This is a genomic window from Streptomyces sp. NPDC005483 (assembly GCF_040606035.1).
In the GTDB taxonomy this organism is placed as follows: Bacteria; Actinomycetota; Actinomycetes; order Streptomycetales; family Streptomycetaceae; genus Streptomyces.
In genome coordinates this window covers 1-25,208 of the sequence record NZ_JBEXEA010000052.1, presented here as the reverse complement: position 1 = coordinate 25,208, position 25,208 = coordinate 1, and the positions used below count along the sequence as shown (strand labels likewise).

The window sequence follows — 25,208 nt, the reverse complement described above, 5'->3', positions numbered from 1 at the left end:
CCTCCTGAATCCGGGGTCTTCGTTGTTGGTCTTCCTGAAGGAGACCACGACTTCGCCAACCAGGGTCCCCTGGCACCAATCTCATGAGACGGCACAGCTAGGAGGACGCGTTCCCGGATCCGATAGCCGCGCCCGTGCTTCATCGGTCCCTGAGCGCAGATCCCGTCGCGCGGCGGCGGCATGGATTCCTCTCGCCGCGACTGACTCAGGCCGTGAGCACGTCGCGGAGTTCGCGTACAGCGGCCTCATGGTGGTGCTGGGCGGGAATGGCGCGGTACAGGTCGAGGGCGCGGCGGTGGACGAGGCCGGTGCGGTAGGCGTCGGGGAGGCCAGCTATTACGGCGGTCGTCCGCCTGCACGCTTCTTCGGTGTCGCCGTCGTGGTGGGTGCAGGCGGCCGCGTCGACGAGGAGCAGGGAGCGAGTCATGGTGGAGGTCGGCGCGGACAGTTCCAGCGCGCGGGCCTGGCTCTCGCGGGCCCGGGCGGTGTCGCCGAGCGCGGTGAGCGCGTGGGAGAGGTGCACGTGGTGTTTCTGCTCTCCGTGGGTGAACCAGGTGTCGGCCCGGGCGCCGGCGTCGAGCCGCTCCATGTAGGCGTCGGCGGCCTTGAGGGCGTCGCGGGCCTGTTCGTCCTGGTGGCTGAGGGCGTAGGCGCGGGCGGCGACGGCGGCCGCGAGGGTGGCCGCGGCGGTCGGCCGGTCGCCGGCGGCCCGCCGTGCTCGCTCGGCGAGGATGGATGCGGCCTGGGGGGCACCGTAGTTGAGCGGGACCATGGCCTCGCGTCCCCAGATCCAGGCGAGCAGTTGCATGTCGCCGGATTCCCGGGCCGCCTTTGCGGCGGTGGTGAACCACTCCCGGGAGGCTTTTCGGGCGCCGAGATCGTGCAGGACGATCGCCGTCATCCCGGCCATCTGCCCGGCCGTGCGGCACGCCCGGATGCGGGTGGCGACCGGCTGAGGAGTGCTCAGCAGGGGCTTGAGTTCGGCGAAGTCGGTGACGAGGTCGGCCAGGACCTGGCGGGGCGGCTGTCCGTGGTAGCCGTAGCCGTAGGTTTCGGCGGCCGCCTCCAGGTCGGTGAGGTCGGCAGGTTCGGTGTCGGCGGCGAGTGCCAGGTCGAGGGACTGGCGGGTGTCGGCCAAGGCAGTGAGGGCGGTCCCGGTGAGACCGGCTGCGAGCGCGCCGCGCAGCATCTGGCGGCGGTTCATGGGGTCGTCTCCGTCATCGTCGGACTCCAGACGAGGCTGGGGGGTGCTGTTCTCCCAGGGTCGCGCAGCGAGCCCGAGTTGGGCACCCGGAATCCGAAGTGCGTCCGCAACCCGGATGATTGTGTCCAGTGCCGTCACGGTCCCTTGGCCTTGCGCGATCCGGGAGATGCGGTCGGGCTTGATGCCGCTGGCTTCGCTGATCCGGTAGTAGCTGACGCCGTGGCGATGGGCCATCGCGAAGAGGGTGGCGAAGTCCCGCTTGCGGGCGGCTGTGAGGAAGGCCGGGTCGTGCAGCAGGCGGGGCGGTACCTGGGCCGGTGACGGCGGTAAGTCGTCCACCACGAATTCCCCTCAGCGCGGGCAGGGTGACGGAGCGTCAGCGCCGACGATACCCCCACGACGGGGTCCCCATGGTGGGTCTTACGGGTCTTGGCCGGGGTCGGTTTGCTGGTGGGTGTCCGCAGCCGTGCCGGGGGTTCCCGGCCGCTGAACTCCGGTCCCGAGGAGGGGTCATGTCCAAGTCCGCAGCCGCGGCCGCCAACACCACGACGTCGTCGGAAGAGTGCCCGGTCGAGGTCCTGGTCGTCGCCGAGGACGTCGAGAACGACGACCCGTACGTGCCCTGACCTGATCCGCAGCTATTCCACCGGGGTGTTCCTCCTCGCGCCCGTACGGGACGGGGAGGGACACCCTCCCGTGTGATGGAGGAGGAGTTCGTGCACCACGTGTATGTCGGGCCGACGCTCGCGCGGACCGAGCCGGTGCTGTCGGAGCCCGGTGTGCGGGTGCTGCCGCCGGTCAGGCACGGTGACCTGTTCGACGCCGACGTCCGCCAGGGCGACACGGTTGTGATCATCGACGGGGTGTATCACCAGGCGCCGTCGCTGCGGCACAAGGAGATCCTGGCCGCGATGGGCCGGGGCGTGCGAGTGATCGGGGCGGCCAGCATCGGCGCCCTGCGGGCCGCCGAGCTCGACACGTTCGGGATGCTGGGCATCGGCGCCGTCTACACCGCCTACGCCCAGCGGGAGATCAGCGGCGACGATGAGGTCGCGGTCGGCCAGGCCCCGGACGGCGAGGGGCAGGCGCTGACCTGGCCCCTGGTGAACCTGCGGCACATCTTGGCCCTGGCCCGGGCGGACGGGATCCTCGACGAGGCACGCTCGCAGCGCCTGCTGGCCGCACTGCGCGCCGTCTATTACCCGCAACGCACCACGGCCGCCGTTCGGGCCGTCTGCCGGCATCAGGGGGAGGCGGAGTTCGCGGGGTGGCTGGACGAACGACGCGAGGGCGACCGGTACTTCGGCGACCTCAAGCGCCTCGATGCCCTCGCCGCCGTCCGCACCGCCCTGGGCGGCCGGATCCCGGCCGGACCGGTGCCGGACGCCGTGACGTGGGACAACGTGTATTTCCGGGGCTGGTCCAACCACTTCGCCCGCCACACCGTGGACGGCACCGAGCTGTCGGCCCGGGACCGGGTCGTCTACCAGCAGGTGTTCGACAAGGACTTCCGGGAGCGGTGGGCTGACGTCCTCGCCCACCGCTCCCGGCATCCAGCCTGTGGCCAGGGCCTCCCGCTGTCCGAACGGCTCCAGCAGGCGACCGGTGGCGTGCTGCCCGCGCACCGGGTCTTCCACCCGGCGCTCGACCTGCGCGATGAGGCGACCCTGGCGCTGCTGCTGGTGGGCGAGACCCGCGAGGATCGCGACGCGATCGCCCGCTACACCGATGTCCGCGCCGCCTGGCGCCGCGAGCGGGCCGGGGCGACGGACGTGTCTGACGACCTTGCCCGTCGGGTCCTGCTCCTGGTGTGGCGCTGCCGCCCGAAGGCGCTCGACGCGGAGGCGTCCGCACGCGGCCTGGTCAGCGGCGCCCACGCCGTCGAGGCGGTCAAGCGGCTGGTGCCCGGCTTCCTCGCCGAGCAGAGAGAAGCAACCGAGACGACAGAGGGGGCCCGTGGTGGGCAGTGACGGCCTGGTGGAACTGGCGGGCACGGTGCGTGCCCGGAGCCCGCAGGACACGTGGGAGCTGCTGGAGGGGCGGCTTGGGGAGTACGGAATCACGCGGGTCGCCGACCTGACCCGCCTCGACTGCATCGGCCTGCCGGTGTGGACGGCGATCCGCCCCGCCTCCCGCACCCTGAGCACCTCGCAGGGCAAGGGCGCCACCGACCTGCTGGCCAAGCTGTCGGCGGTGTGCGAGGCGATCGAGCTGTGGCACGTCGAGCAGCCGCTGCCCGTCACGGCCCACGGCCCCGCGAACGAGGTCGGTGGGCACTGCCCGCTGACCGCGCTGCCACTGACCGTCCCCTACACCGCAAGCGTGCTGGCTCGGATGGTGTGGGACTGGACGACGGGCAGCGCCCTGGTCAGCGGGGACAAAGTGCTGGTGCCCGTGGACGTGGTGCGTCGGCGAGTTCAGCGCCCGGAGTGGAGTCCGGACCTGGTGCGAGCCACCAGCACCGGCCTGGCCTGCGGGAACAGTCGCGACGAGGCGCTCGTGCACGCCTTGTGCGAGGTCATCGAGAGGGATGTCCTCTACCGCGACGGCCAGTCCGGAGGACAGCGCCGCACGCTCATCGACCCCGTCACGGTGGACGATCCGTACGCTCGCGAGATCATCGGCCGCCTGACGGCGGCGCAGATGGCGCTGGAGATCGCGCTGGTCGACGGACCGTACGGGCTGCCCGTCGCCCTGGCCTACGTGTGGTCGGAGGACCTGCCGATGGTGTTCGCCGGCGGCGGCTGCCATCCCAGTGCCGCCATCGCACTCACCAGGGCGCTGACCGAGGCTGCGCAGTCCCGTCTCACCGTGATCTCCGGGACCCGGGACGACCTGCCCAGCGAACCGGCCGGCGCCGACCACATCCCCGCCTTCCGCCCCGCTCAGCGCACCGGCCTGGCCGACTGGCAGCACGCCGCCGCGCACTACACCCCGGTGTGCGGCAGCTTCGCCGACCAGGTCGCCGAGCTCGCCCGCCGCATCCAGCGCGTCACCCGTCACGAACCGCTCGCCCTGGACCTGTCCGATTCGGCCGCCCCGGTTCACGTGGTGCAGGTCGTGGCTCCGGGCACCCGCTCACGCATCACGAGGACGATGCCGCGATGACCCACCAACCCCTCCCACAAAAAGCCCCCGCCGCAGCGCCGACGTCGGCGGCCGCGTTCGACGCCTGGCACTCCGTCCGGGCCCGCGGTGGATCGCTGGTCGCCCGCCTGTACGCCGAGGCAATGGGGGAGCGCTACCCGCACGAGGTCGCCGCGAACAGCTCGCTGGACTGGCCGCTGCTGGGGCTGCTGGTCGCCCGCCTGCAGATGACGCCCGGCCAGCTCCTGGTTGACGCGGGGTGCGGAACCGGCGGGGTTGGCCTGTGGCTGGCCCGAGCCCTGTCGGTCCGCGTGACCGGCATCGACCAGGCGCAGGCCGCCATCACCCAGGCAACCGCCCGCGCCACTGGCTTCGTTGCCGCCGACCGTGCGCTCTTCCGCGTCGCCCGCCTGGAGGACAGCGGCCTGCCCGACGGCTGCGCGGCCGCCATGGTGTGCGTGGACGCCCTGTCCTTCGCCGCCGACCGGACGGCCGCGCTGCGGGAATTCGGCCGCGTTCTTGCCCCCGGCGGCCGCCTCGCCCTCACCCGCGCGGTACGGCGCGACGCCGAACCGGACTTCGAGGCGCACGCCGGGGCGGTCGGGTTCGTCCTGGAGCACGTCGACGAGCGCCCCGAGGAACCCGCCACCTGGGAGCGGTTGTTCCGGCTGTGGATCCGTCACGCGGACACCCTCACCCGCGAGCTCGGTGAGGCGGAGGCGCAGAACATGCTGGCCACCGCGAACCAACGGCTCCCCACCTTGCCCGGACGGCGCGCGGTCCTGCTGACCCTGCGCCGCCCGGTGACAGGCCTCACGGCCGATACGATGACCAGGCCCGGCCACCCTCACGGCGGGCGCCTGGACGAGAGGACCCAGCAGTGAGCCAGCAGCCCGCCCGTGCGGCGGTGTTCTCCGCCGGCTCCTGGGGCACCGCCGCGGGGACGATCCTCGCGGACGCCGGCACCAGCGTCGTCCTGCACGCCCGCCGCGCCACGATCGCCGACGCGATCAACACCGGCCACCGCAACCCGGACTACTTCCCGGACGTTGAGCTGCCCGCCTCGCTGACCGCCACGACCAATCCGGCGGCCGCGCTGGAGGGCGCCGACTACCTCGTCCTGTCCGTGCCCGCGCAGTCCCTGCGCCAGTGCCTGACCGCATGGACGCCCCACATCGGGCCCCAGACGGTGATCGTCTCCCTGATGAAGGGCATCGAGACCCACAGTCATCTGCGGGCCAGCGAGATCATCCGTGAGGTGACCGGCGTCGGTGCCGAGCGGGTCGCGGTGCTGTCCGGACCGAATCTGGCGCGGGAGATCATGGCCCGCCAGCCCGCGGCCGCCACCATCGCCTGCGCCGACGAAGACGCCGCCCGCCGGTTCCAGGCCGCCTGCCACACCCCGTACTTCCGGCCCTACACCTCCACCGACGTGATCGGCTGCGAGATGGGCGGCGCGCTCAAGAACGTCATCGCCCTGGCCGTCGGCATCGCCTCCGGCCTGGGCCTCGGCGACAACGCCACGGCGCTGATCATGACGAGGGGGCTGGCGGAGAGCATCCGGCTGGCCACCGCGATGGGCGCCCAGCCCGCCACCCTCGCCGGACTGTCCGGCATGGGCGACCTGGTCGCCACCTGCTCCTCCCCGCTCTCGCGCAACCGCACCTTCGGCACCTACCTCGGCGCGGGCCTGAGCGTCGACGAAGCCGCCGCCGCGACGAAGCAGACCACCGAGGGCGTCAAGAGCGCGGAGGCGATCCTCGACCTCGCCCGCACCCACGGTGTCGACATGCCGATCACGACCGTGGTCACCACCCTGCTGAACGGCAAGGCCACCCTCGACGAAGCCGTCACCGCCCTGATGCAACGGCCCCCCAAGCCCGAGTAAGCGGCCCCACCACCTTCGCCCCTCCCCACCCGGAGGTTTTCCGTCATGCCCGCAGCCTTACAGACTGCTGTCCAACTCACCGTGACCGCGACCCTGGTGGCATGGATGATCACCGGTTTCACCCTCAGGCCCGGCCGTTGGATGCGCTATCCCGTCTTCTCCCGGGCCACCTTCGTGATCATCGAACTCACCGGCACCAAGGACGGCCACACCGAGCCCGTCAATCCCTACGCCTTCCTCTCCCCGGGCACGTTCCTGCTGCCCCCGCCCCAGCTCCAGGCGGTCGTCGATCACCTGATCCGCACCGGCCGCTACGACCGGATCGAAGGGCGGGGCAGGTGCCTGTCTGTCAAGGGTGAGCAGCCGATCGAGGTGAGGGACAGCCGTGTGGCTCTATGACGCCGTGACTTCCGGCTTTCGCAGCCCGACCGACCCGGGACGGCTCCAGATGTTCCGCATCGTCTACGGCACCGTCCTGGCCGTACGGTTCACGCTCTCCTTCGGCCAAGGCGGCTGGAGGCGGTTCGCCCCCGAATCACTCAGCCTCCACCTCGCACTCCAGCGGTTCGGCCCCCGCCGCGGACGGCTCCTCGCAGACGCCTACCGGCCCCTGCTCATCGTGCGCACGGCGGCCGCCCTCGCGCTGGCCGCCGGCCTCACGCCGCGGTTGTCTCTGCTGCTGGTGCTGGCCGGGGCCGCCATGGAGCTGCTCTACCTCAAGAGCCCCAGCGCCGTACGGTTCACCCTCCTGACCGGAGCGTGCCTGATGGCCGCCGGAGACCTGGGCCACGGCCTGACCATCGACCACCACCCCAGCACGGCCAACACCTGGGCCCAAGCGCTCCTAGTGCTCGTCACCACCGATCTCTACTGGAACAGCGCCGTGCAGAAGTGGCGCTCCCGCCAGTTCCGCAGCGGCCTCTTCCTGGCCCAGTGGATGCATGCATACACCCAGCTCAAGGACCGCGTCCCCTACCGCCGCCAGCACGCAGTCCCCGCCGCCGTGCACCGCCGCACCGGCAACCTCACCACTCGCGACATCCACCTGTGGCGGCTCGTCGCGGTCACCGTCATCACCGCCGAGATCGCCCTACCCGTCCTGCTGCTGATCTCGGCCACCACCCCGTACGCCATCGCCATGGGCATCGGGATGCACGTCGCGTTCACCTGCCTGAAGCCGCGCCAGCTGCTGACGTTCTCGGGGCTCACTGTCGGAACGTACGCCGCTTTCATCGGCTGAGCCCATCTCGGCCCGGGCTCTGCCGAGAGCGAGACGGTCCACTGAGGCCAGACTGCGACTCGAGGCGCCGCATTCTCGATGCGGATCGCGCGTTCGCAGTGACACTGCGCCCAGTAGACGGGCCGTTGCTAATCGGCTCACCGGCCATGACGATGGACGCCTTAAACCGTGTGAGTCACACAGTTTGGGGCGGGCTGCGGGCATCGCCGTGCTCCGTGTCACTCAGTGAACCAACCAGCCATCACCGATGCCCATAGAGAAGGAGAGGGGGCCCCAGATATTGCGAACTTCCAGTTCGCCCACAGCACCCTGCCCCTGCCCGGCTCTACCGTCACGTGATCCGCGGGTGGAGGAGGCAACCGCATGGGCTGCGACGGGATCGCTTGGGCGAGCGGATGTGACGCGGCTACGGCCGACCAGGTCAACGTCATCACGGTCTTCCGGTGCCTTGCGCTGCAGGCGCTGGAGCAACTGACTGCGCCGGGCGCGGTCAGTGTGAATCCGTTGCCGGGCGCTGCCACCTTGTCCTTTCTCGTCCCCGCTGACCCCTTCCACTGGCTGCCGTCCCACCTGGGCGCTCGCGCATCCTGCTCGGACGCGGTGTTGCCCGCGGATGGCACGCAGGAACCGCCTGGTGCCTACTGGCTGATCGAGCGATCGCAGGGCCTGACGTCCGTGGCCGCGCTACGCGCGACGGTGAGGGACGCGGTGCGGCGATGGCCCGGGCGGGCTCAACCTGCCGATTCGATGCGCGAGTTGTGGGTTCCGTGCCGTGCGCGCACTGCGCCAGCCGGGGGAGACCGGGCCCCTCGTGGCAGGGGGTGGTGAGATGGGGGCGGCCTCTGCGGTGCTACCGGGCGGCGTCCACTCCGAACTCGTAGGCGACTTCCCAGCGGGCGTCCGGGACGGTGATGTCGGCGGTCTCCACGGCGCGGCCGTCGCAGTCGTAGTAGGTCCGCTCGATGACGAGGACCTGGTCCCCGCGGCCGATCCCGAGCAGGTTGGCCTGCTCTCGGGTGGCACGTCCTGGGCGGGGGACTTCGAGCGCGGTGACGATGTGGACGCCGATGGAGTGCATCCGCTCGACGACGCCTTTGCCGGCGAGCGGGCCCATTTCGGGCAGCAGGATGGGGGTGTCGCCTGTGATGGCCATCGGTTCCCAGGACACGGAGAGCTGGGCGGGCTGGGCGTCGGCGAGGAACTCGTAGCTGGTGCGGACGCAGGGGTCGCCGGGCTCGATGCCCAGTCTCTGGGCGATGTCGTGCGGGGCGGGTGTGCGGGCCTCGGAGTGCGCCTCCCAGGTTCCCTCGCGGCCGAGTTCGGCCATGTCCGCGCGGAAGGGACTGCCGCGGCGGCGCTCGCGGTGCCGGGAGCGGATCATGCGGCGGCGTTCGCGGAGCTCGGCGACGAAGGTGCCGGATCCGGCGCGGCCCTGCAGTCGGCCCTCGGCGATGAGCCTCTCCTGGGCCTTCTGCATGACGTTGGCGCCGACTCCGTACTCCTCGGCCAGGCGGGCCCGGGAGGGCAGCCTTTCTCCAACACCCCATTCACCGCTGTCGAGTCGACGGCGCAGGTCGTTGGCGACGACCTCGTGCTGCGGCGGCTCCTCGTGGCCCATACGCGGACTCCGTACTGGTCAGCGGCTCTGTGATTGAGAGTGCGGTAGTTGGTGTGGGTGGGTGGGTGTGAGCTGGGGTGTTGGGGGTTTTATGAGAAGGGAGGGGGCGCTCTTCTTGAGGTTTCGGTGGTGGTGCGGGTTGTCTGACCTGGGGTTGTCGGGGTTCTGATAACGGTGTGGTGCTGTCAGGGATGGCGTCTGGTGTCTAAAGGGCTGGCGTGTGTTTGTGCTGGTCAGCGTGTTGTTGGGTGGTCAGGGCTGGTGCGGGTGGGCCTGCACCGGTCCAGTACAGGGCGGTGTCGAGGTCGCGTGCGGTCCAGTCGCCGGCGTGTGGGGGGCGGTGGTGGAGGAGGTGGTCGAGGAGTTGGAGGTAGCGGCCGTAGCGGCCGGGTGTGGGGGTGAGGGTGAGGCCGAGGGTGTCGAGGGCGTGTTGGACGCGGCGGTCGTAGATGGCCATCCGCTGGGGTGCTGCCGCGGTCAGGACGGCTGAGGCGAGGGCGTCGCCGGTGCGGAAGCCGGGCAGTTCCCAGATGATGCCGCGCCCTGCGCGGGCGGCCTCGCTGCGGGTGAGGGTGGTGTCGCGGACGGCGGTGACGGCCCGTTCGGTGACGGCTCGTACCTGGGTGTCGGGCAGGGACATCAGTGCTGTGACCCAGCGGGTTTGTGCGGAGAGCCGTTTCCAGACGGTCAGGGCGGCGATGTCCGTCTTGCCGAGGCTGCCGGTGTGTTCGGTTCGCTGGGCGATGTCGTGGAAGACCTCGTCGTAGTGGGGTGAGACGCCTGCCAGGTAGTCGGCGCGGGCGGGGACCAGGACGTCCCACACTCTTTTGCAGAGGGTGGCTGATTCTTCGGCTGCGGGCCCGTCGGGGTGGTGTGTCACGTGCGGGGTTTTCCTGTTCTGGCGCTTGGGCGGGTGCGGGGGCGGCTTGTTTCTTCGGCGAGGTGGTCGAGGGGGATGGCGTCGAGGGTCTTTTTGGTGATGCGTTCGGTGCCGTCGCAGATGGCGGTGATGGCGGCTTGGCGGATGAGGCGGGCGAGGCTTCCGATGCGGCCGGCGGTGCGCTGGTGGAGGTAGGTGGCGTGGCGGGGGAGGGTGCCGGGGGTGTGGTGGGTGAGGTCGAGGGCGTTTTCCATGTCGGTGATGAGATCGGTGAAGGGGTGGGTGTTTCCGTGGCGGGCGGGCAGGGGGCCGCAGGGGATGAGGCTGGCGCGGCCGGCGAGTTGGGCGCCGCGGACGCCGGTGAACAGGGGGGTTGAGGTGACGTCGATGCCGGTGTAGACGAAGGTCGCTTTGATGCGCTCGGTGAGGTCTTTGAGCAGGTCGGTGGCTTCGGCGCCGGTGGTGGTGCGGGGGTTGAGGCGGTGGATCTCGTCGATGAGGATCAGGCGGACACCGGCGGCGGTGTAGGTGTGGCAGACGGCTTCGGTGATCTGGGTCTGGGTCATGCGGGTGGTGACGGGGATGCCGAGGTAGCGGGCGAATTCGGTGGCGAGGGTCTTGGCGGTGGCGCCGGGCGGCACCAGCAGGTACGCGACCGGTGCCTGCTGGTGGGCGCGCCCGGGCGGGGCCGGGTGTTTGCGGGTGTGGGCGAGGTGGCAGGTGCGCCCGACTTCGAGGAGCGCGGTCGTTTTCCCGGCGGTGGCGGGGCCGGTGACGATCAGTGAGGGCCGGGCGGTGGTCTGCTGGTGGTGGCCGAGCAGCATCAGGGTGCGGACCTGGGTGGCGAGGGTGTTGAGGGCGGGGGTGCGGACGGTGACGAACCGGGAGTGGTAGGCGAGACGTTCCTCAAGGCTGCGGGGTGGGTCGCCGGGCTGGGGCGGGGTCAGGGGCGGGGTGGTGGCGAAGTGCTGCCAGCCCTGCCAGGTGGTGATCGGCCACTGCGGTTCGGCCTCGTGGGCGTGCGGCCAAGGCGCTTCGGTGGCGGTGCGGGCAGGCGGGCCTGCCGGGCTGGGGGTGTGGCTGGCGGCGGTGGTGGTGTGTGGGTGGGTGGTCACCAGTTGAGGGCTTCCTGGGCGGGGTCGTAGAGGCCGAGTCCGGTGTAGGGGACGGGGGCGTCGGCGTCGTCGCCTGGTTCGTCCTCGCCGTGGGCCTGCTCGGTGTCATCGGGCGGGTCGTGGCGGCCGTCGTTGTGCCGGCCGTCGGTGAGCGGGCGGGGGCCGTCGGTCTGCTCGGGCTGGGGGGTGTGGGCGGGTGGGGTGCCGGTGGTGGTGGGGGGTGTTTTCAGGGGGGCGGTGCGGGTGATCAGGCGTTGTTCGCCGGGCGTGGCGGTGTGGGTGTGGGCGCGGCGCATGAGCTGGTCGAGGGCGTCGGCGAGGTCGGCTTCGTGGGTGTCGCGGTCGCCGCTCCTGCGGGTGGTGGTGGTTTTGATGTGCTGCCAGGTGGCGTTGTTGAAGGGGGCATGGATGTGGTCGCGGTGGATCCAGGGGATTTCGGTGAGGTGGCCGTCGGGCAGGCGGAGGTAGATCTGGCGGGCGTCGTGGGGGTTGGTGTGGATCTCCCATTTGCCGCCGCGGGAGGCAAGAGGTGAGGGCTGGCCTCGGTAGGGGGTCAGGCAGTCGTGGTCGTAGGTGCGGTGGTCGAGGCGGATGCCGCGGGCGGTGATGGCCTGCCAGCGCACCGGGAGCAGTTCGAGGTAGTCGGTGCCGGTCAGGGGGAGGGGGACGTGGCCGGTGACGGCGATGAGGGCGGCCCACATCTGGTTGGGGGTGAGGGCTTTTTTCGGCAGGGTGGGGTGGCGCAGCCCTTCGTGGGGGCGGTGGTGGTAGTGGATGAGCCATTCGTCGAGGAGGTCCTGCAGTTGGGCGACGCTGTAGCGGGCCTCGGTTTCGGCGTCGGGTCCGCGGCGGGTGACGTCGGATCCGGTGTAGCCGGGCAGGTGCTGGCACAGGAGTGCGTTGATGGTGCCGAAGGTGCGTTCGACGATGCCTTTGGCGGCGGGGGCATGCGGCGGGGTGGGCTGGACGCTGATGCCGAGGGTTTCGCAGGCGGCGGTGAACGCCGCGGACAGGTAGATCTTGCCCCGGTCGACGACGATCGTCTCGGGCACCACGACCGGCCGGGCCGCCGCGCCGTGAAGGCGTTCGTCCAGGCTGAGCAGCCGCTTCAGCTGGGGGAGCGGGCTGTGGGCCAGGCGCAGGGCGTCGGGCCAGGTGGGGCGGGCGGGGTGCGGGACGGCCATCTCGGCGAGCAGCAGGGCGGCGTCGACGGCCTGGGTGGCGGCCGGGCGCAGGACGGCGGCGAGGATGGCGCGGGTGGCGACGTCGACGGCGATGGTGAGTTCGGGCCGGCCGGTGGTGGCGTCATCGAAGACGGCCATCACGTCCAGCCGGGTGGTGTCGACCTGTACTTGTTCGCCTGGCCGCAGCGCCACGGTCGGGGTGAACGCCCGCCGGCCGGCCGGGGAGTTGCCCGTGGGGGTGGGCCGGTGGGGGTGGTCGGCGGGGTCGGCGAGCTGGTGAACGAGGCGGTAGAAGGTGGCCTGGGAGGGCAGCGGCACCGTGCCGTTGCCGTGCCGGTCGGCAAGGATCTGCGCGACCAGGGGCATCAGGCCTTTGACGGTGCCCTTGGAGCGTCCGCGCTGGCGGCGCAGGGCTTCCTCGATCGCGGCGATGACGCGTGCGTCGGCGCGTCCGGCGGGGCTGGGCCGGCGGGTGGTGCGGTGGTCGACCAGCCCCCACAGGCCCTGTTTGCGGTAGGCCAGCCGCATCCGCTGCACCGTCGTACGGGAGATGGTCCCGAAGCCGCTTGCGGTCAGCTCCGCCGCCTTGGCCTGCTCGCGCTGGGCGAGCGTGAATCGGCCGGGGTCGTATGCGGCCCGCGGCACCTGGCCGGTGCCTGGCCCTTCGGGCAGGCCGGACTCCACCTCGCGGATGTGCCGCTGCCAGGCCAGCGCCCGGCGCCGCGCGTCCTGGGGCGCGGTCTCGAACAGACCCCACTGCGTCACCGCCTGCGGCGTCTGGGCGCCGACGATGCAGAAGGACGCGTCGGCGAACAGGTGCCCGGCCAGCACGCTCTCGTCCGCGCTCTCACCCGCCAGGTGGATGAGCTGCCCGGCCACAGCGACGACCTGCCAGGGGGACTCCCGGAAGCGGACGTGCGCGCCGACCTCGAGCACTGGCCTGCCGGGGCGCGGCCCGCTCACTGGCCGCCCCCGCGGCGGCGGCCGTTTGCGCGCGCCGCGCCACCGGCGCCCTTCGCCGCGGTGCGCTCACCCGCCGACACGCTGCTCGAGGCGAGGCTGCCGCCGCTGCCGCTGCCGCTGGGGCTGGGGCTGGGGCTGGGTGGATGTTGCGCCCTGCGGGTGGTGAGGCTGACGAGGGCCCGCTCCTGCAGCGGCACGTCCAAGGGGGTGGTCAACTGCCCGTGCCACAGGGCATGGAAGACGGCGGGCAGGACCTCGATCGGGTCGCCGACGGTTTCGGCGCCCTCGATCAGCGGCCGCGGCCGCGTGAACGCTTCGAGGACAGCGGGCATGAGGCCCAGGCGGCCGGCGTTGCGGGGGTGGCGGTAGCCGGCCAGCCATTTCAGGTTGGCGGCCAGGATGTCCTCCAGCGGCTTAAGGCGCCGGTAGGTCCAGGCGGCCTGCGCGCACGCCGCCTGGAGAACGGTGGCGGCCTTCCAGGCCCGCTGTCCGCCGGCCTCCGGGCGGCTGGGGCAGTCGGCCAGCAGGGCGGTGCCGTCGCGGTAGCGGGCGAAGAGCTGCGGCGTCCACGAGCGCACCTGGCCGCGACCGGTGCGCCACAGCACCTGCACCGGCCGCCCGGCCAGGCCGACCACGTCGGGGTCGCGGTCCAGCACCATCAGCTGCGCCCGCATCGCGGCCGACCCGCATGCCACGTGCCGGCCGGTGGTGGCCGACCACCACAGACCCGGCCCCCACCGCCGCCCGGGCACCACCGGGAACGCCGAGGTCGGCTCCAACTCCTCGAAGGCCACCGTGAGGACCGCGTCCGCCCACCGCTGCTGCACCACTTGCCCGAGCGGGTCGAGGAAGACCGCCTCCCACCCGAACCCGGTATCGGTATCTGTCTGCCCGTGCGGTGTAAGGCCACCCGCGGCCGCTGCGTCCTTGCTGTCCACCCGCCCAGTCAAGTCCGTCCTGCCCGGGGCGCGGGCGGCTTCACCCATATTGATCACACAGCGCCGGGTATCGAGCTCATGCGATTGCGCGGCGCGCACCCGCCACCCTCCCGGTCACACCCACCACTGTGCTGCCGGCCGCTCGCCGTCATCGTCCACGAGCACATCCGCCAGGACATCGGCGGGCAGGCGGGCCCAGCGCGCCACATCCTCCAGTGCCATCCCGGCAGTGAGGGCTGCCGCGGCGCTCTCCCGCACGGCCTGGTCGATCAGCGTGGCGGCATGGCCGAGCGTGCTCAGCAACTGCTGGGCAACCTCGGCGGTCTTGCCGTACTGCGCACCGCGCAGCTGAATCAGCTGCTCCTCGGCGTCCTCGACCGCCCGGGTGATCAGCATGCGCTGCTCGGGAGGCACCGCCGCCCGCCACGTCCGGCCCGAGCCCGGCGTCTTCTTCTCCTTGCCCAGCACGCGCAGTTGCCCGGCCATCGTCGTCGGCTGGTGCTCCTGGCGCAGCCACCAGGGGTCGTTGTCGTATCCGGGCGGGCCGCTGGCCCCGCGGCGGATACGGATGACGCTGCCCATCCAGGAGGTCAGCGGTCCGCCGTAGTCGGTCGCGGCCAGCGGCCCCAGCCACCCCCGCCCGACCCGCTCGCCGAGCCGGCGGCAGAACGCCCCGTCGGCGGGCAGCGGCCGCGGCCGCCCGGCACCGCTGTCGCGCCAGGCAAGCTCGGCCATGGCCGGGTCCAGCAACGCGTCCGCGACGGCCACCACCTCGGGGAAGACGACCGCGTCCCGGCCCACGATCCGCCACCGCTCCAGCTCCGTCCCGGCGTTGCCGCCCGTGACCTGGTGCAGCCGCCGCGGCCAGATGGTCTCGCTCTCCCAGTGCAGGGCCTGTTCCCACCACCGGGCCACCACCGCGTGCGCCAGCGCGAACACCCGCTCCGGCTCGCCCCCGGCCCGCACCGCCCGCCGCGCCACCCGCGTCCACCGCCGCTGCGCCGCGGTCACCTCCGCCAGCCCGCGCAGATCAAGATGTTCCAAAGGCTGGTCGGCGTCCGCGTCCAGCAGCCACCGCCCGTGCCGGACACACACCCGCTGCCAGCGCGCCGCATACCGCACCACCCGCGCCGCCGTCCCGGTGCGCCGGGCGGTGCACAGGCGGCAGCCGAACGCCACCGGCCCGGCGAGTGCGCCGCCGATCCGCCACGCGGCCGCCGGTTCCGCGTCCGGTGCGGCCGGTAGCTTGGCGTCCTGTTGCCCCCAGGACGGCAACGCCCGTGCCAGCACGTCCTGTTCGACGCCACACAGCAGGGCCAGGAGTCGTCGCCCCGCCGCGTTCAGCAGCACCTCGGCATCGGCGCGCGCGTCACCGCTTTCGTGGCGAGGCGGGGAGTTGCGCCACTGCCAGTTGGAACGGAGCGTCTTCGCCTCCAGCCCGTAGCGCGCAGCCAGACGGCAGACCAACGATGCGGTGGTCTCCCCGGACACCGGCGGGAGGCGGAACACACCGGCGTCGCCGGGGTCGTTGAGGGGGGCCGGGCCGAGAACGGTGACCATGAGCCTCGGGCCTGTCGGTGGGGGTGAGGGCGGCTCGGGAGCTGTGAGGCCGTGGCCTCTGCCGACGTCCTCCGGCGTGAGCGGGCGCGGCGAGCGGCCCCGGGACGGGTCCCGGGGCCGCTCGGGGGCTCTTCGGCGGATCAGGGTGGGGAGGCACAACCCCACTTGCTCCTGGTCCTGCGCCTCTGCCCGAAACCGCTTCTCCATGCGGACGACTGGCTGGGAGACTGCCGAGTGACCCTGCATCAGACTTTGTCGGTCACACGGAGATTGGGGGGCACAACCCCTCCGGCGACCCGTTTCCGGCCTGCTGCGTCTTCGACGGTACAGACCTGTCTCACACGGCGTCAAGAAACTTCTGCGGGGCGCCAGTTCACCAGCCTACCCTTGTGCCGTGCCAGTGACGTGTTCGATGGGTGGATAACAACCCTTGCTTAGGGGTGGTTTGTTCCTACGACCCGGCACTAAAGTACTCAATGAGACTTCTCCTACTAGGATTACGGCGGTGACCCGGTGCAAGCGGATCGGACGGCAGAAGTGGCGAGGGCTCCCTCGGTACGCGCACTGAGGATGTCCGAGAGCGCCAGCCGGCTCGGACGGCGCAGAGCCCAGGTCCGGTACACGTTCGTCGAACGGTTCACCCACACCGAGGAGCCGCCGCCGATGGCGCGCATGCTCCGGGGCGGCCGAGGCGGACAGGTCCGGCTCAAGCTCTACCTCAGCTACCTGTGGCTGCAGAAGGAGGACGCCGCCCGTGAACTGGCCATCCGGCACAGCGCCTGGGCCACGCTGCTGGACCTGCCCGACCCGGAGAAGGCCGGGGCCCGCCGCATCAGCGACGCCCAGGCCTGGCTGGAGGAGCACCGCTTCATCGAAGTGCGGCGGACCGGCCGGCTCAACCTCGTCACCGTCCTGGACGAGAACGGCCGCGGAGAGCCCTGGGTCGCCCCGGGCGCCGCGGCGAAGAAGGAGAAGGAGACCAGCGACCCCGCCGACCTCGGCGTTCTGCTGCACCGTTACATCCAGATCCCCAAGACCTTCTGGACCTGCGGGCACATCGCCGTGCTTTCTGGTGCCGCCGTGGCCATGTTCCTGGCGCTCCTGTGCGAGAACGGCGGGCTCGGGGAAGATCTCCCCCTGTGGTTCAGCCCCCGCGAGGCCGAGGGCCGTTTCGCACTGAGCGAGGACACCCGAAGCAAGGGACTACGGGAGCTGGCAGACGCAGGACTCGTCACCACCAAGCGGCGCCCGGTCAACGAGACCGACTTCCAGGCGGAAGCCCTCTACATGCGCAATGTGCACTTCTTGCGGATGGAGCGGCTGTCGGAGACCGCGGCCATCATCCCCCGCCGTCTGGTGGTGCGAGTTCCCAAGCGGCGCAGCGCTGACGAAGGTGACGCATAACCGAAGGATGCACGCATCGTGCACACCGTTGAAGAACGTCGACTCATGCGCCGGAGACGGCAGGCCGGTCTTCAAGAGGCTGGGACGCCACGCCCGGTCGGATGACGCCGGCCCCCTTCCCGTCGGCAGTACGTCGGGAGGGGGGGGGCGTCCAGCGAGCCACCGAGCTGCTCTGCCCCGCGTCGACGTCGTCCAGAGCTCGCACCGTCGGCCGGCAGCGGGCGCCATGGTCGGCAGGCGCGGTGCCGCATCCGCGCCTAGCGGGTATGCAGGCCGCCTACCGGTAATGTCCTGGGGGAATTCGAGAGGAGCTAATTTCAATGTCTCGGATTTTCTCCGACCGGCCCGGACGGCCAGACGGAAGGCTTGACGTTCTGCGAAAGCGCGGTAGAATGTCGCTATGACGCATGGCATCAATTGAGCCCATGGATCCACCACCAAGTGGCGCACCTTACAGCGCCCCGCTATCTTGCTGTGGGGCGGGCCTTTCTGCTACACTAAGAGAGTAACAAGCAAGCAGTGACGGCGCATATGGCGCCCATAGTCCGGCATGTATCCGCCTGGGCGAGCAGAGACTCGACCCAGGCTTTAGTTTACCCAAATTAAGGAGAAATTGATGAAGAATGTCAGCATGTACAAGAAGAAGTGCAAGCCTCAGGGAGGCAGAGAGGAGGGCAGCCCAAGTATCAGTGATGAGCTGCGGTTTTCTGAGGCGAGAAGAGGCGTCGGTTGGCCACGGTCGGCGTATACGACGGTCGATACACTCGAAGAGCGCACCGCCCGAACCAGTTTGATGGAAGCACGAATGAGACTCGTTGCGGCAATTATATCCGGAATTATTTGTGCTCTTCCTGCTTTCGGTTTCACTTCCCCTGGCGATGTGAAGACTGGCCGAGAAGCACCCAGGGTGGTCGTTAACAACTATTACTACAATATGGTGCAATCAAATGTGTTCACTGCGCACGCGAAGGAGGAATTCAAGAAGTAATTAAGATTTTCCCGTCATGCTATGCCGAGCCTCGCTCGGTTTCTTTTTTTGCCATTTTTGAGGTAGAGAAAGAGCGCTCATTGGATGGTTTGCGTTGGAGGGTGCTGGGGTTCCGCCCCAGCACCGAGCCTCATCAGCCAGCCGTCCTTCCCGGCGACGCCTCGCTGCTCGCCGTCTCGCCGAGGCGGACGGCCGCCTGGCCGCCGTTGCCCATGGTCTGCAAAGCGTCGGCGGGCATGCCTGTCCATGGGGCGATCTCGTCCAGGGGCATGCCGGCGTTCGCAGCTGCCAGGGTGGTCCGCGTTACGGCGTCGTCGATCAGGGTGGTGCTGTGGCGCAGGGTGTGCACCAGTTGCTGGGCGACGTCGGCGGCCGGCCCGTCCTGCAGGCCGCGTAGCTGCAGCAGTTGTTCCGCGGCATGGTCGATGGCGCTCGAGATCCGTGCCCGCTGCTCGGGATGCACCACGGCCCGCCACATTCTGCCCGGGCTGGGCGCCTTGGTCTCCTTGCCCACATCCTGCAGTCGGGTGGCCAGGGTTGCGGGCCGGTGGTCATGGTGCACCCGCCAGGGGTCGTTGCCGTAGGGTCCGCTCTGGCCGCGGCGCCGCCGGATGACGGCGGTCATCCAGGAGGTCAACGGGCTGTTGTAGTCGCTCGCGGCCAGGCGCCCCAGCCACGGGCGCCCGACCCGCTCGCCGAGCCGGCGCCAGAGCATCGCATCGGGCAGCGGCGGCGGCTGCCCGACGCTCTCTCGCCACACCAGCTCAGCCACGGCCGGATCCAGCAGCATCTCGGCGACGGCCACCACCTCGGGCAGGACGACCGTGTCGCGCCCCACGATCCGCCAACGCGCAAGGTCCGCCCCAGCGTTGCCGCCTGCCACCTGATCCAGGCGCCGTGGCCAGATCGTCTCCCGCTCCCAGACAAGGGCCTGCTCCCACCACCGGGCCACCACCGCCTGCGCCAGCGCGAACACCCGCTCCGGCTCGGCCCCGGCCTGCACCGCGCGCCGCGCCACCGCCGTCCACCGCTGCTGCGCCGCGACCGCTTCCGGCACACCGCGCAGATCGAGGTGCTCCAGCTCCTGGTCGGCGTCCGCGTCCAGGAGCCACCGCCCGTGCCGTGCGCACACCCGGGATGACCGCGCCGCGTAGCGCACCATCCGCACCGCCGTTCCAGTGCGCCGGGCGGTGCACAGGCGGCAGCCGAACGCCACCGGGCCGACCACCGCGCCGGCGATCCGCCAGACCGCCGCCGGCGTCTGCCGCTGCCCGGCCAGCTTGGCGTCCCTGCAACCCCAGGACGGCAACGCCCGTGCCAGCACGTCCTGCCCGACCCCGCACAGCGTGGCCAGGAGCTCTTGTCCGGCCCTGTTCAGCAGCACCTCGGCATCGGCCCGCACCCCGCCGCGCTTGAGCGGGGGCGGGGTGTTGCGCCACTGCCAGCACGACCGCAATGCCCTGGGTTCCAGCCCGTAGCGGCTCGCGATGCGGCAGATCAGCGAGGAGGTCGTTTCCCCGCCCAGTGGAGCGATGCGGAACACCCCAAAGTGGCGACCACCGTCGGAAGGGGCAGTGTCGGCAGTGTTGATCATGTCCCTCCGAGGTGTCGGTGAGGCAGCTGGGTGCGGCAGCCACAGTGAGCGGGTGACGTGCCGGCCCGGGGACGGGCCATCACCTTCGGTCGGCGGTCAAGGTGATGTGGGCGGCCAGGCGTTGCTGCCAGGCGGTGTCGGGACCGGGTAGCCGCACCCCGGCGATCCGGGCCAGGGTGCCGTCGCTCAGCCACTGCTGATGGCGGCGCAGGCAGGTCTGGAAGGGGCCCAGGGCCTGGGGGAGCTGTGTCCAGGGCTGGCCGGTGCAGGCGATGTGGACGATGGCCTCGAGGAGTTGGCGTTGGCTGCGGCGGCGGCCGCCGTGGTGGGGGAGCGGCGGCAGCAGGGCGGACAGGATCTGCCAGGCATCGTCGGAGATCCGCGGCCGCCACTGGGGCACCTGGCCGGCCAGAACGATGAGCTCGTCCACGAGGTTCTGCTGGGCGGGCTGGAGCAGGTGCCGGCGGGCGGCCTGCTGGCCCAGCCAGGCGGCGGCATGATCGGCGGTGGGAGCGTCGGGCCACCACTGCACGCCGTCAGGCAGTCCGCTCAGGTGGTGGCGGGCGGCCCACCACATGCGCTGCCAGGCGATCGGCCAGGGCGGGTTCCACCAGGCATCCAGGTCAGCCAGGCGCACTCCCAGGCGGGTGGGCCGGCCCGCCTGGCGCTGACGCAGGCGGGCAGCGGCCAGCCAGGAGCCCAGCGCGAACCCGTCGACGGTGGTGGGCCGGGACACCGCCAGGTGAGCGTGCCGGGCGGCGAAGGCGCCTGCGACGGCCAGGGCCTCACCGAGGGGATGGCGCCGACCGGGCCAGGCGTAAAAACGCTTGATCTCGCTCTCACCCAGGCCGAGTTCGGCCAGCAGACGCTGCTGGCCCTCGTGCAGCTGCCGGTAGTTGCTGATCTGCTGGCGCAGCCAGAGGCCGAGCCAGCGCGGCAGCCCGTCCAGGTTGTCCCCGCAGTGAACCGGCCCGTGCTCGTGCACGAAGTCACGGGCCCGATACCAGGCACGCTGCCAGTCCACGGGCCACGGCGGATTCCACCACGCATCCAACTGCACCAGCCGCGCCGCCTGCTCCGCGCTCAGCAGCGCGGCTCCGGCGCGCCGGTAAGCCAGCCACCGCCCCAGATCGAACCCCTCCCTGACCCCGGCGGTGGTGTGCGGAACGGCCAGATGCCCGAACCGCTCCACATGACGGCGGGCATGCTCCAGGCCCTCCTCGAACAACTGCGTACGCCACCGCGCCAGCCCCGCGCCGTGCCCGGCCCGCACCGCCAGCTCCGCCGCCTGCACCCCTGCCGCCCTGCCCGTGCCGGTGTCCGATGCGCCGACGAGAAGACGCAGGCCCGCTCCGGCCTCCACCGGCCGGTGCGGACCATGCACCCACCACACCCCCCGCCCCCGCAGCGGCGCCCCGCGCCGCCGGCGGACCATCGCCGACACCCACAGCGTCAACGGCCCTCCGGGACCGGCCTCTTCCACCTCGGCCAGCCAGGGCCGCCCCAACGGCACGCCCAGCGCGGCCGCGAACGGCCCCCCGCCCGCCCCATCGCGCAACAGCCCCGCCCCACCCCCGGCCCGTTCCTGCAGCCGCGGGTCGACCAGGGCCCGGGCCGCCGCGACGACCTCCGGGAAGATGACCGCGTCCCGCACCAGCAGCCGCCACTGCTCAAGACCCCAGCCCGCCACCTCTCCAGCCCGCCGGACGGTAGCCGCCCTCACCCGTTCAAGACGCGGCCCCCACACCGCCTCCCGGGCCCACAACTCCTCCCGCTCCCACCACCAGCACACCACCGCCCGCGCCAGCGCGAACACCTCCCGCGGCGCCGCACCGCCCTCCCGCGCGGCCCGCGCCACCCGAGCCCACCGACGCTGCGCCCGCCCCAACTCCCCAGCCACAGAGGCGACCTCGACCCACCGCAGGGGATGACCCCCACCCGGCTCCAGCAGCCACCGGCCATGGCGCACACACACCCGCCGCCACTGCGGCCCGTACACCCACACCCGCCCCCCGCCATCCCCGCGCCGGGCCGCACACAGCCCGCACCCGAACACCACCGGCCCCCACTCCAGCACTCCCGTACGCCACCGCACCCACCCCCGCCCATCCCTGTCCCTGCCGGCCAGCGCCGGCGGCCCGGCCGCCCACGACGGCAGCGCCCGCGCCAGATGCCCCGCCGGCACACGGCACCAGTGGGCCAACTGCTCCTGCGCCACCGTGTCGAGCAGCACCTCACCGTCCGCCCGTCCCCGGTCTTTGCGATGTATCTGGCTCGCCGACCGCCACCCTCCGGCCAGATCTGCCGCCTCCAGCCCGTACGCGGCCGCCACCCGATGGAGGAACGACCACGTCGTCTCGCCCACCACCGGCACCACACGCAGGACTGCCTCCACCGAACCCGCCTCCCGCTCGCCCCCGACCGGACGGTGCCCCGCAGCACGCACAGGGGCGCCGGCCCGCTGACACCGGTACCCGGCGAACGAGCGTCACCGGTGCCCGGTACCGCCCCGGTGCGCAGTGCTCGGTGAATGCTGCCTGGCCGAACCCCCGCAGGGCCTCGTGGATTACTGGTTATGACGTCGCTGCTGCCCGGCCCGCTTCCGCCCGCGGCGGCCCAGCAGGTGCCCACACCGCACCTGCAGAAGCTCTCTCGAAGCGGCCAGACAGATTTAATTACACTAAATTCCTAGATCGACGCAGAGATAGTTACGCTTAGGAGTAACTATCTCTGCCAAACTATGCAACTATCTCTGTATGGACCGTGCTGAACAGCTGGCTGCGCTCTCCGGGGCCGCGGCGGACCAGTGGGGCCTGGTCACCACCGCACAGGCCAAAGAGCTCGGCCTGAACGCCGTGCAGTTGCTGCGCCTGACCGAGGCCGGCCTGCTGGAGAACGTCAGCCGCGGCGTCTACCTCCTGACTGCCGGCGGCATGCCCCGCCACGTGGAGATCAAGGCGGCCTGGCTGCGCCTGCAGCCCAAGACGTTCGCCTGGGACCGTCCCGCAGGCCACCCGGACTCCGGCGTCATCTCCCACGCCTCGGCCTGCCAGCTCCACGAACTGGGCGACATCCCCGCCCCCGACGTGGAGATCACCGTGCCGCGCAGACGGACGACCACGGAACCGTTTGTCCGCCTGCGTACCGCCCTGCTGGACCGGGAAGAGATCACGGTTGTCGACGGCCTGCCCGTGACCACCACCTCCCGCACCATTACGGATCTGCTCCGGGCCAAGGCCGACGGCGGCCACATCGGTGGCGTCATCGCGGAAGCCCACCGCCGCGACCTGATCGACCTCGACGAGCTCGCCGACCGCCTGCAGCCCTACGCCAGCAAGTACGGCCTCAAAGCCACCGCCACCGGACACGCCCTGATTAACCACCTTGTCGAGCAGGCAGGCGAGCGCCTGCAGCGACAGGAAGTCGCGCGTGCCAGCAAGGAGGGCTTCGAGGCAGCTGTCCGCCTCCTGGCCGAACACCCCGACATGGCCCCCTACCTCGTCAGCCATCTGCGCGAAGAAGAGCGTGCGAAACAGGAAGAACAGCTGGCCTTCGTCGCGCACCTGTTCTCCCCTTCGCCGTCTCGCCTCTCCGCCACCCTGGCCAACTACCCGCACGCCGCGGAACTCACGGGTCTGGCCAAGACCATCTGGGAGATGAACCAAGCAGTCGCGCAGCCCGGCCTCAACAAGACGTTCCAGGAGATCAACCGCAAGCTGTCCCAGCCCAATCCGGCATTGACGGAGGCCATCCGCAAGCTCTCCCAGCCCAACCCGGCACTCATGCAGGCCATCCGCGACGTCAACCGCAGGCTCGCGCCCTCAGGGTTGTCCAAGACGCTCCAGGAGATCAACCGCAAGCTGTCCCAGCCGACCCCGACCCTTACTGAGAACCTGGGTAAGTTGACCCCACCCAACCCAGCCCTCAAGCAGGCCATCCGCAACGCCATTGTCCTGCCGTCGGTCACCCGCAAAGCACTGGAAAGCTCAGCCGATCCTGCCACGCACCAGCAGCCGACCCCGCCTCCTGCCTCAAAGAGAAGACAGAAGGCCGACGATCCTGACGCCAGCTCTTCAGACGGGCAGGAGAGCGACTGACCTGGTCTGAAGAGCAGAAGCGTGATCAACCTGGGCGTAGAGTCAGCAGACTTGAACCAGCACGCCAGGGGGGGGCGATCCATGGGCAAGACCTACGCGAGTCCGTCCGCATTTCGGGCGGCCTTGAAGCAGGCCGCGAAGAACATGTCCAAGCAGACCGGCATGAGTGTCTCCGACCTCATGAAGATCTTCTACTTCAACCGGCTCGCGGCCCGGGTCTTCACCAGGGAACCAGACGGCTGGCTCATCAAGGGCGGTCAGGCCCTGCTGGTCCGCTACCGCGGTGCCGCCCGCCTCAGCCAGGACATCGACCTGCAAAGCACCCACCCCGAGCGCAGCGCTGAGGAAGCACGGCAGCTGGTCATCGAGGCCGCCTCACTGGAGCTAGACGACTACCTGCGCTACACCCCGACCAGGTACGACAACCACAGTGACGAAGGCCGCGGCGGTGCCCAGCACTTCAAAGTTTTCCTCGGCACGACTTTGGTCGACACCGTCAAGGTCGACCTCGTCGTCGGCCGTACTCTCTCCGGCATTCCCGAGACCCGCACCCTGAAGTCCGCTGTCGACCTTGAGTGGCCCGTCGACTGGCCCGACGTCCGCCTGTACCCCGTCATCGACCACATCGCCGACAAGATCTGTGCCATGTACGAACGCCACGGCACAGACGGGGAGTCAGGTTCCAACCGCTACCGCGACCTGGCCGACCTGCTGCTGATCAGCCAGCAGGAAACCGTCCGCGGTCCGGCTGTCACCCAGGCCCTGCACCGCGAAGCCGAACGCCGACGCAAGAACGGCATCTCCCTCGTGCTTCCCGCTGCCTTCGAGGCGCCGGGCGCCGACTGGCCCGACGGCTACCCCCAGCAGGCCGCGCTCGTCGTCGGCCTACAGGGCTGTGGCACCTACGCCGAAGCAGCGCAAGCCGCCACCACATTCATCAACCCCATGCTCGACCAGACCGCCCAGGGAACCTGGGACCCGCACAATGCCGCCTGGGCATAGAGAGCAATAGTGCGCGGCAATACCGGCTCGTGGCAGGACAGGAAGTTCAGTAGTCGAGGTCGAGGTAGTCGATGTCGTTGAGGGTGACGTCGGTGAGTCCCATGGCGCGGTTTCCGCCGTCTTGGAAGTAGGTCTCTTTGAGTCCTTCGGCGATGATCTGGCGCATCTCCTGGTCGCTGGCACCGGTGTCGCGGGCGTTGAACAGGCGCTGTGCGTAGGCGGGGGGAAGGTGGACGGTCAGGCGGCGGAAGCGTGCGTCGTCGGTCGTCCCGACGGGTGCGGTGTACCCGAACCGGGCCCGTGTCTCCACCGTGATCCCACCAGTGGTGGCGGCCTGCTTCTGGCGGCGCTTGCGGACCTGGGGCTGCCACCGCTGCCGTACGGCCGCGTCGATCCGTTCGGCGATCGCCTTGGGCGGGTGCTTGCGTTCGCCCTTGCGGTAGCGC

At 70.8% G+C, this 25,208-nt stretch carries 20 protein-coding genes; 10 read left to right on the top strand and 10 right to left on the bottom strand.

Annotation, left to right across the window (positions count from 1 at the left end; translation table 11 throughout):
* Positions 1–205: 205 nt before the first annotated feature.
* Positions 206–1,546, bottom strand: a complete 1,341-nt coding sequence (locus ABZT06_RS45810; RefSeq protein WP_355754781.1) for a helix-turn-helix transcriptional regulator — start codon at positions 1,544–1,546, stop codon at positions 206–208.
* A 374-nt stretch (positions 1,547–1,920) separates the two neighbouring features.
* On the opposite strand from ABZT06_RS45810, the gene ABZT06_RS45805 reads away from it, so the two are divergent.
* From ABZT06_RS45805 to ABZT06_RS45780, 6 genes are read left to right on the top strand one after another with little or no spacing between them, the layout of a single operon-like run.
* Complete coding sequence (locus tag ABZT06_RS45805; RefSeq protein ID WP_355754779.1) at positions 1,921–3,174, top strand: TfuA-like protein; 1,254 nt, start codon at positions 1,921–1,923, stop codon at positions 3,172–3,174.
* Positions 3,161–4,312, top strand: coding sequence for a YcaO-like family protein (locus ABZT06_RS45800; RefSeq protein WP_355754776.1), 1,152 nt, complete (start codon positions 3,161–3,163; stop codon positions 4,310–4,312). The genes ABZT06_RS45805 and ABZT06_RS45800 overlap by 14 nt, the downstream gene beginning before the upstream one ends.
* Positions 4,309–5,175, top strand: a complete 867-nt coding sequence (locus ABZT06_RS45795; protein WP_355754774.1) for a class I SAM-dependent methyltransferase — start codon at positions 4,309–4,311, stop codon at positions 5,173–5,175. Before ABZT06_RS45800 ends, ABZT06_RS45795 begins: the two co-directional genes overlap by 4 nt.
* Entirely contained in the window at positions 5,172–6,179 is a 1,008-nt protein-coding gene (locus tag ABZT06_RS45790) for an NAD(P)H-dependent glycerol-3-phosphate dehydrogenase (protein WP_355754772.1), read from the top strand. The genes ABZT06_RS45795 and ABZT06_RS45790 overlap by 4 nt, the downstream gene beginning before the upstream one ends.
* A 45-nt stretch (positions 6,180–6,224) precedes the next feature.
* Entirely contained in the window at positions 6,225–6,578 is a 354-nt protein-coding gene (locus tag ABZT06_RS45785) for a hypothetical protein (protein ID WP_355754770.1), read from the top strand.
* Positions 6,579–6,582: 4 nt separating this feature from the next.
* Positions 6,583–7,419 carry a hypothetical protein gene (locus ABZT06_RS45780; protein WP_355754767.1) on the top strand — a complete coding sequence of 279 codons (837 nt, stop codon included), beginning with the start codon at positions 6,583–6,585 and terminating at the stop codon, positions 7,417–7,419.
* Between the two features lie 850 nt (positions 7,420–8,269).
* Here the strand turns inward: ABZT06_RS45780 and ABZT06_RS45775 are convergent.
* The 6 genes from ABZT06_RS45775 to ABZT06_RS45750 all read right to left on the bottom strand — a co-directional run bounded on the left by ABZT06_RS45775 (position 8,270) and on the right by ABZT06_RS45750 (position 15,677).
* Positions 8,270–9,037 (bottom strand): GntR family transcriptional regulator, encoded by a 768-nt coding sequence (locus tag ABZT06_RS45775; RefSeq protein WP_355754764.1) that lies wholly within the window; start codon positions 9,035–9,037, stop codon positions 8,270–8,272.
* Positions 9,038–9,242: 205 nt separating this feature from the next.
* A complete protein-coding gene (locus tag ABZT06_RS45770) occupies positions 9,243–9,917 on the bottom strand; it encodes a hypothetical protein (RefSeq protein ID WP_355754762.1) in 675 nt (224 codons plus the stop codon).
* Positions 9,914–10,909: an ATP-binding protein gene (locus ABZT06_RS45765; RefSeq protein ID WP_355754834.1), complete on the bottom strand. Its 996-nt coding sequence runs from the start codon at positions 10,907–10,909 to the stop codon at positions 9,914–9,916. The genes ABZT06_RS45770 and ABZT06_RS45765 overlap by 4 nt, the downstream gene beginning before the upstream one ends.
* Positions 10,910–11,028: 119 nt before the next feature.
* Positions 11,029–13,179: a transposase gene (locus ABZT06_RS45760; RefSeq protein ID WP_355754759.1), complete on the bottom strand. Its 2,151-nt coding sequence runs from the start codon at positions 13,177–13,179 to the stop codon at positions 11,029–11,031.
* Positions 13,176–14,009, bottom strand: coding sequence for a TnsA-like heteromeric transposase endonuclease subunit (locus ABZT06_RS45755; protein WP_355754832.1), 834 nt, complete (start codon positions 14,007–14,009; stop codon positions 13,176–13,178). Before ABZT06_RS45755 ends, ABZT06_RS45760 begins: the two co-directional genes overlap by 4 nt.
* 222 nt (positions 14,010–14,231) lie before the next feature.
* On the bottom strand, positions 14,232–15,677 hold the full coding sequence (locus ABZT06_RS45750; protein ID WP_355754756.1) for a TniQ family protein: 1,446 nt from the start codon (positions 15,675–15,677) through the stop codon (positions 14,232–14,234).
* A gap of 570 nt (positions 15,678–16,247) precedes the next feature.
* Here ABZT06_RS45750 and ABZT06_RS45745 point away from each other — a divergent pair.
* Complete coding sequence (locus tag ABZT06_RS45745; RefSeq protein WP_355754753.1) at positions 16,248–17,081, top strand: hypothetical protein; 834 nt, start codon at positions 16,248–16,250, stop codon at positions 17,079–17,081.
* 616 nt (positions 17,082–17,697) lie between these two features.
* Positions 17,698–18,069: a hypothetical protein gene (locus ABZT06_RS45740; RefSeq protein ID WP_355754752.1), complete on the top strand. Its 372-nt coding sequence runs from the start codon at positions 17,698–17,700 to the stop codon at positions 18,067–18,069.
* A 133-nt stretch (positions 18,070–18,202) separates the two neighbouring features.
* Here ABZT06_RS45740 and ABZT06_RS45735 read toward each other — a convergent pair whose 3' ends face one another.
* Both ABZT06_RS45735 and ABZT06_RS45730 read right to left on the bottom strand, forming a co-directional pair.
* On the bottom strand, positions 18,203–19,612 hold the full coding sequence (locus ABZT06_RS45735; protein ID WP_355754750.1) for a DNA-binding protein: 1,410 nt from the start codon (positions 19,610–19,612) through the stop codon (positions 18,203–18,205).
* Positions 19,613–19,742: 130 nt separating this feature from the next.
* Entirely contained in the window at positions 19,743–22,058 is a 2,316-nt protein-coding gene (locus ABZT06_RS45730; protein WP_355754748.1) for a Helicase associated domain protein, read from the bottom strand.
* Positions 22,059–22,419: 361 nt separating this feature from the next.
* Here ABZT06_RS45730 and ABZT06_RS45725 point away from each other — a divergent pair, with 361 nt between their 5' ends.
* Positions 22,420–23,760 carry a type IV toxin-antitoxin system AbiEi family antitoxin domain-containing protein gene (locus ABZT06_RS45725; RefSeq protein ID WP_355754746.1) on the top strand — a complete coding sequence of 447 codons (1,341 nt, stop codon included), beginning with the start codon at positions 22,420–22,422 and terminating at the stop codon, positions 23,758–23,760.
* Positions 23,761–23,841: 81 nt separating this feature from the next.
* Positions 23,842–24,762 carry a nucleotidyl transferase AbiEii/AbiGii toxin family protein gene (locus tag ABZT06_RS45720; protein WP_355754744.1) on the top strand — a complete coding sequence of 307 codons (921 nt, stop codon included), beginning with the start codon at positions 23,842–23,844 and terminating at the stop codon, positions 24,760–24,762.
* A gap of 46 nt (positions 24,763–24,808) precedes the next feature.
* On the opposite strand, the gene ABZT06_RS45715 is transcribed toward ABZT06_RS45720, so the two are convergent.
* Positions 24,809–25,208: XRE family transcriptional regulator (locus tag ABZT06_RS45715; protein WP_355754741.1), on the bottom strand; the 400-nt coding region annotated here is incomplete at its 5' end.

What these genes read in the sequence shown, in the direction of transcription:
- ABZT06_RS45795 (WP_355754774.1), top strand. Translation starts at nt 4,309, where the DNA reads ATGACCCACCAACCCCTCCCACAAAAAGCCCCCGCCGCAGCGCCGACG.
- ABZT06_RS45785 (WP_355754770.1), top strand. Translation starts at nt 6,225, where the DNA reads ATGCCCGCAGCCTTACAGACTGCTGTCCAACTCACCGTGACCGCGACC.
- ABZT06_RS45775 (WP_355754764.1), bottom strand. Translation starts at nt 9,037, where the DNA reads ATGGGCCACGAGGAGCCGCCGCAGCACGAGGTCGTCGCCAACGACCTG.
- ABZT06_RS45750 (WP_355754756.1), bottom strand. Translation starts at nt 15,677, where the DNA reads ATGGTCACCGTTCTCGGCCCGGCCCCCCTCAACGACCCCGGCGACGCC.
- ABZT06_RS45745 (WP_355754753.1), top strand. Translation starts at nt 16,248, where the DNA reads ATGTCCGAGAGCGCCAGCCGGCTCGGACGGCGCAGAGCCCAGGTCCGG.
- ABZT06_RS45740 (WP_355754752.1), top strand. Translation starts at nt 17,698, where the DNA reads ATGAAGAATGTCAGCATGTACAAGAAGAAGTGCAAGCCTCAGGGAGGC.
- ABZT06_RS45725 (WP_355754746.1), top strand. Translation starts at nt 22,420, where the DNA reads ATGGACCGTGCTGAACAGCTGGCTGCGCTCTCCGGGGCCGCGGCGGAC.
- ABZT06_RS45720 (WP_355754744.1), top strand. Translation starts at nt 23,842, where the DNA reads ATGGGCAAGACCTACGCGAGTCCGTCCGCATTTCGGGCGGCCTTGAAG.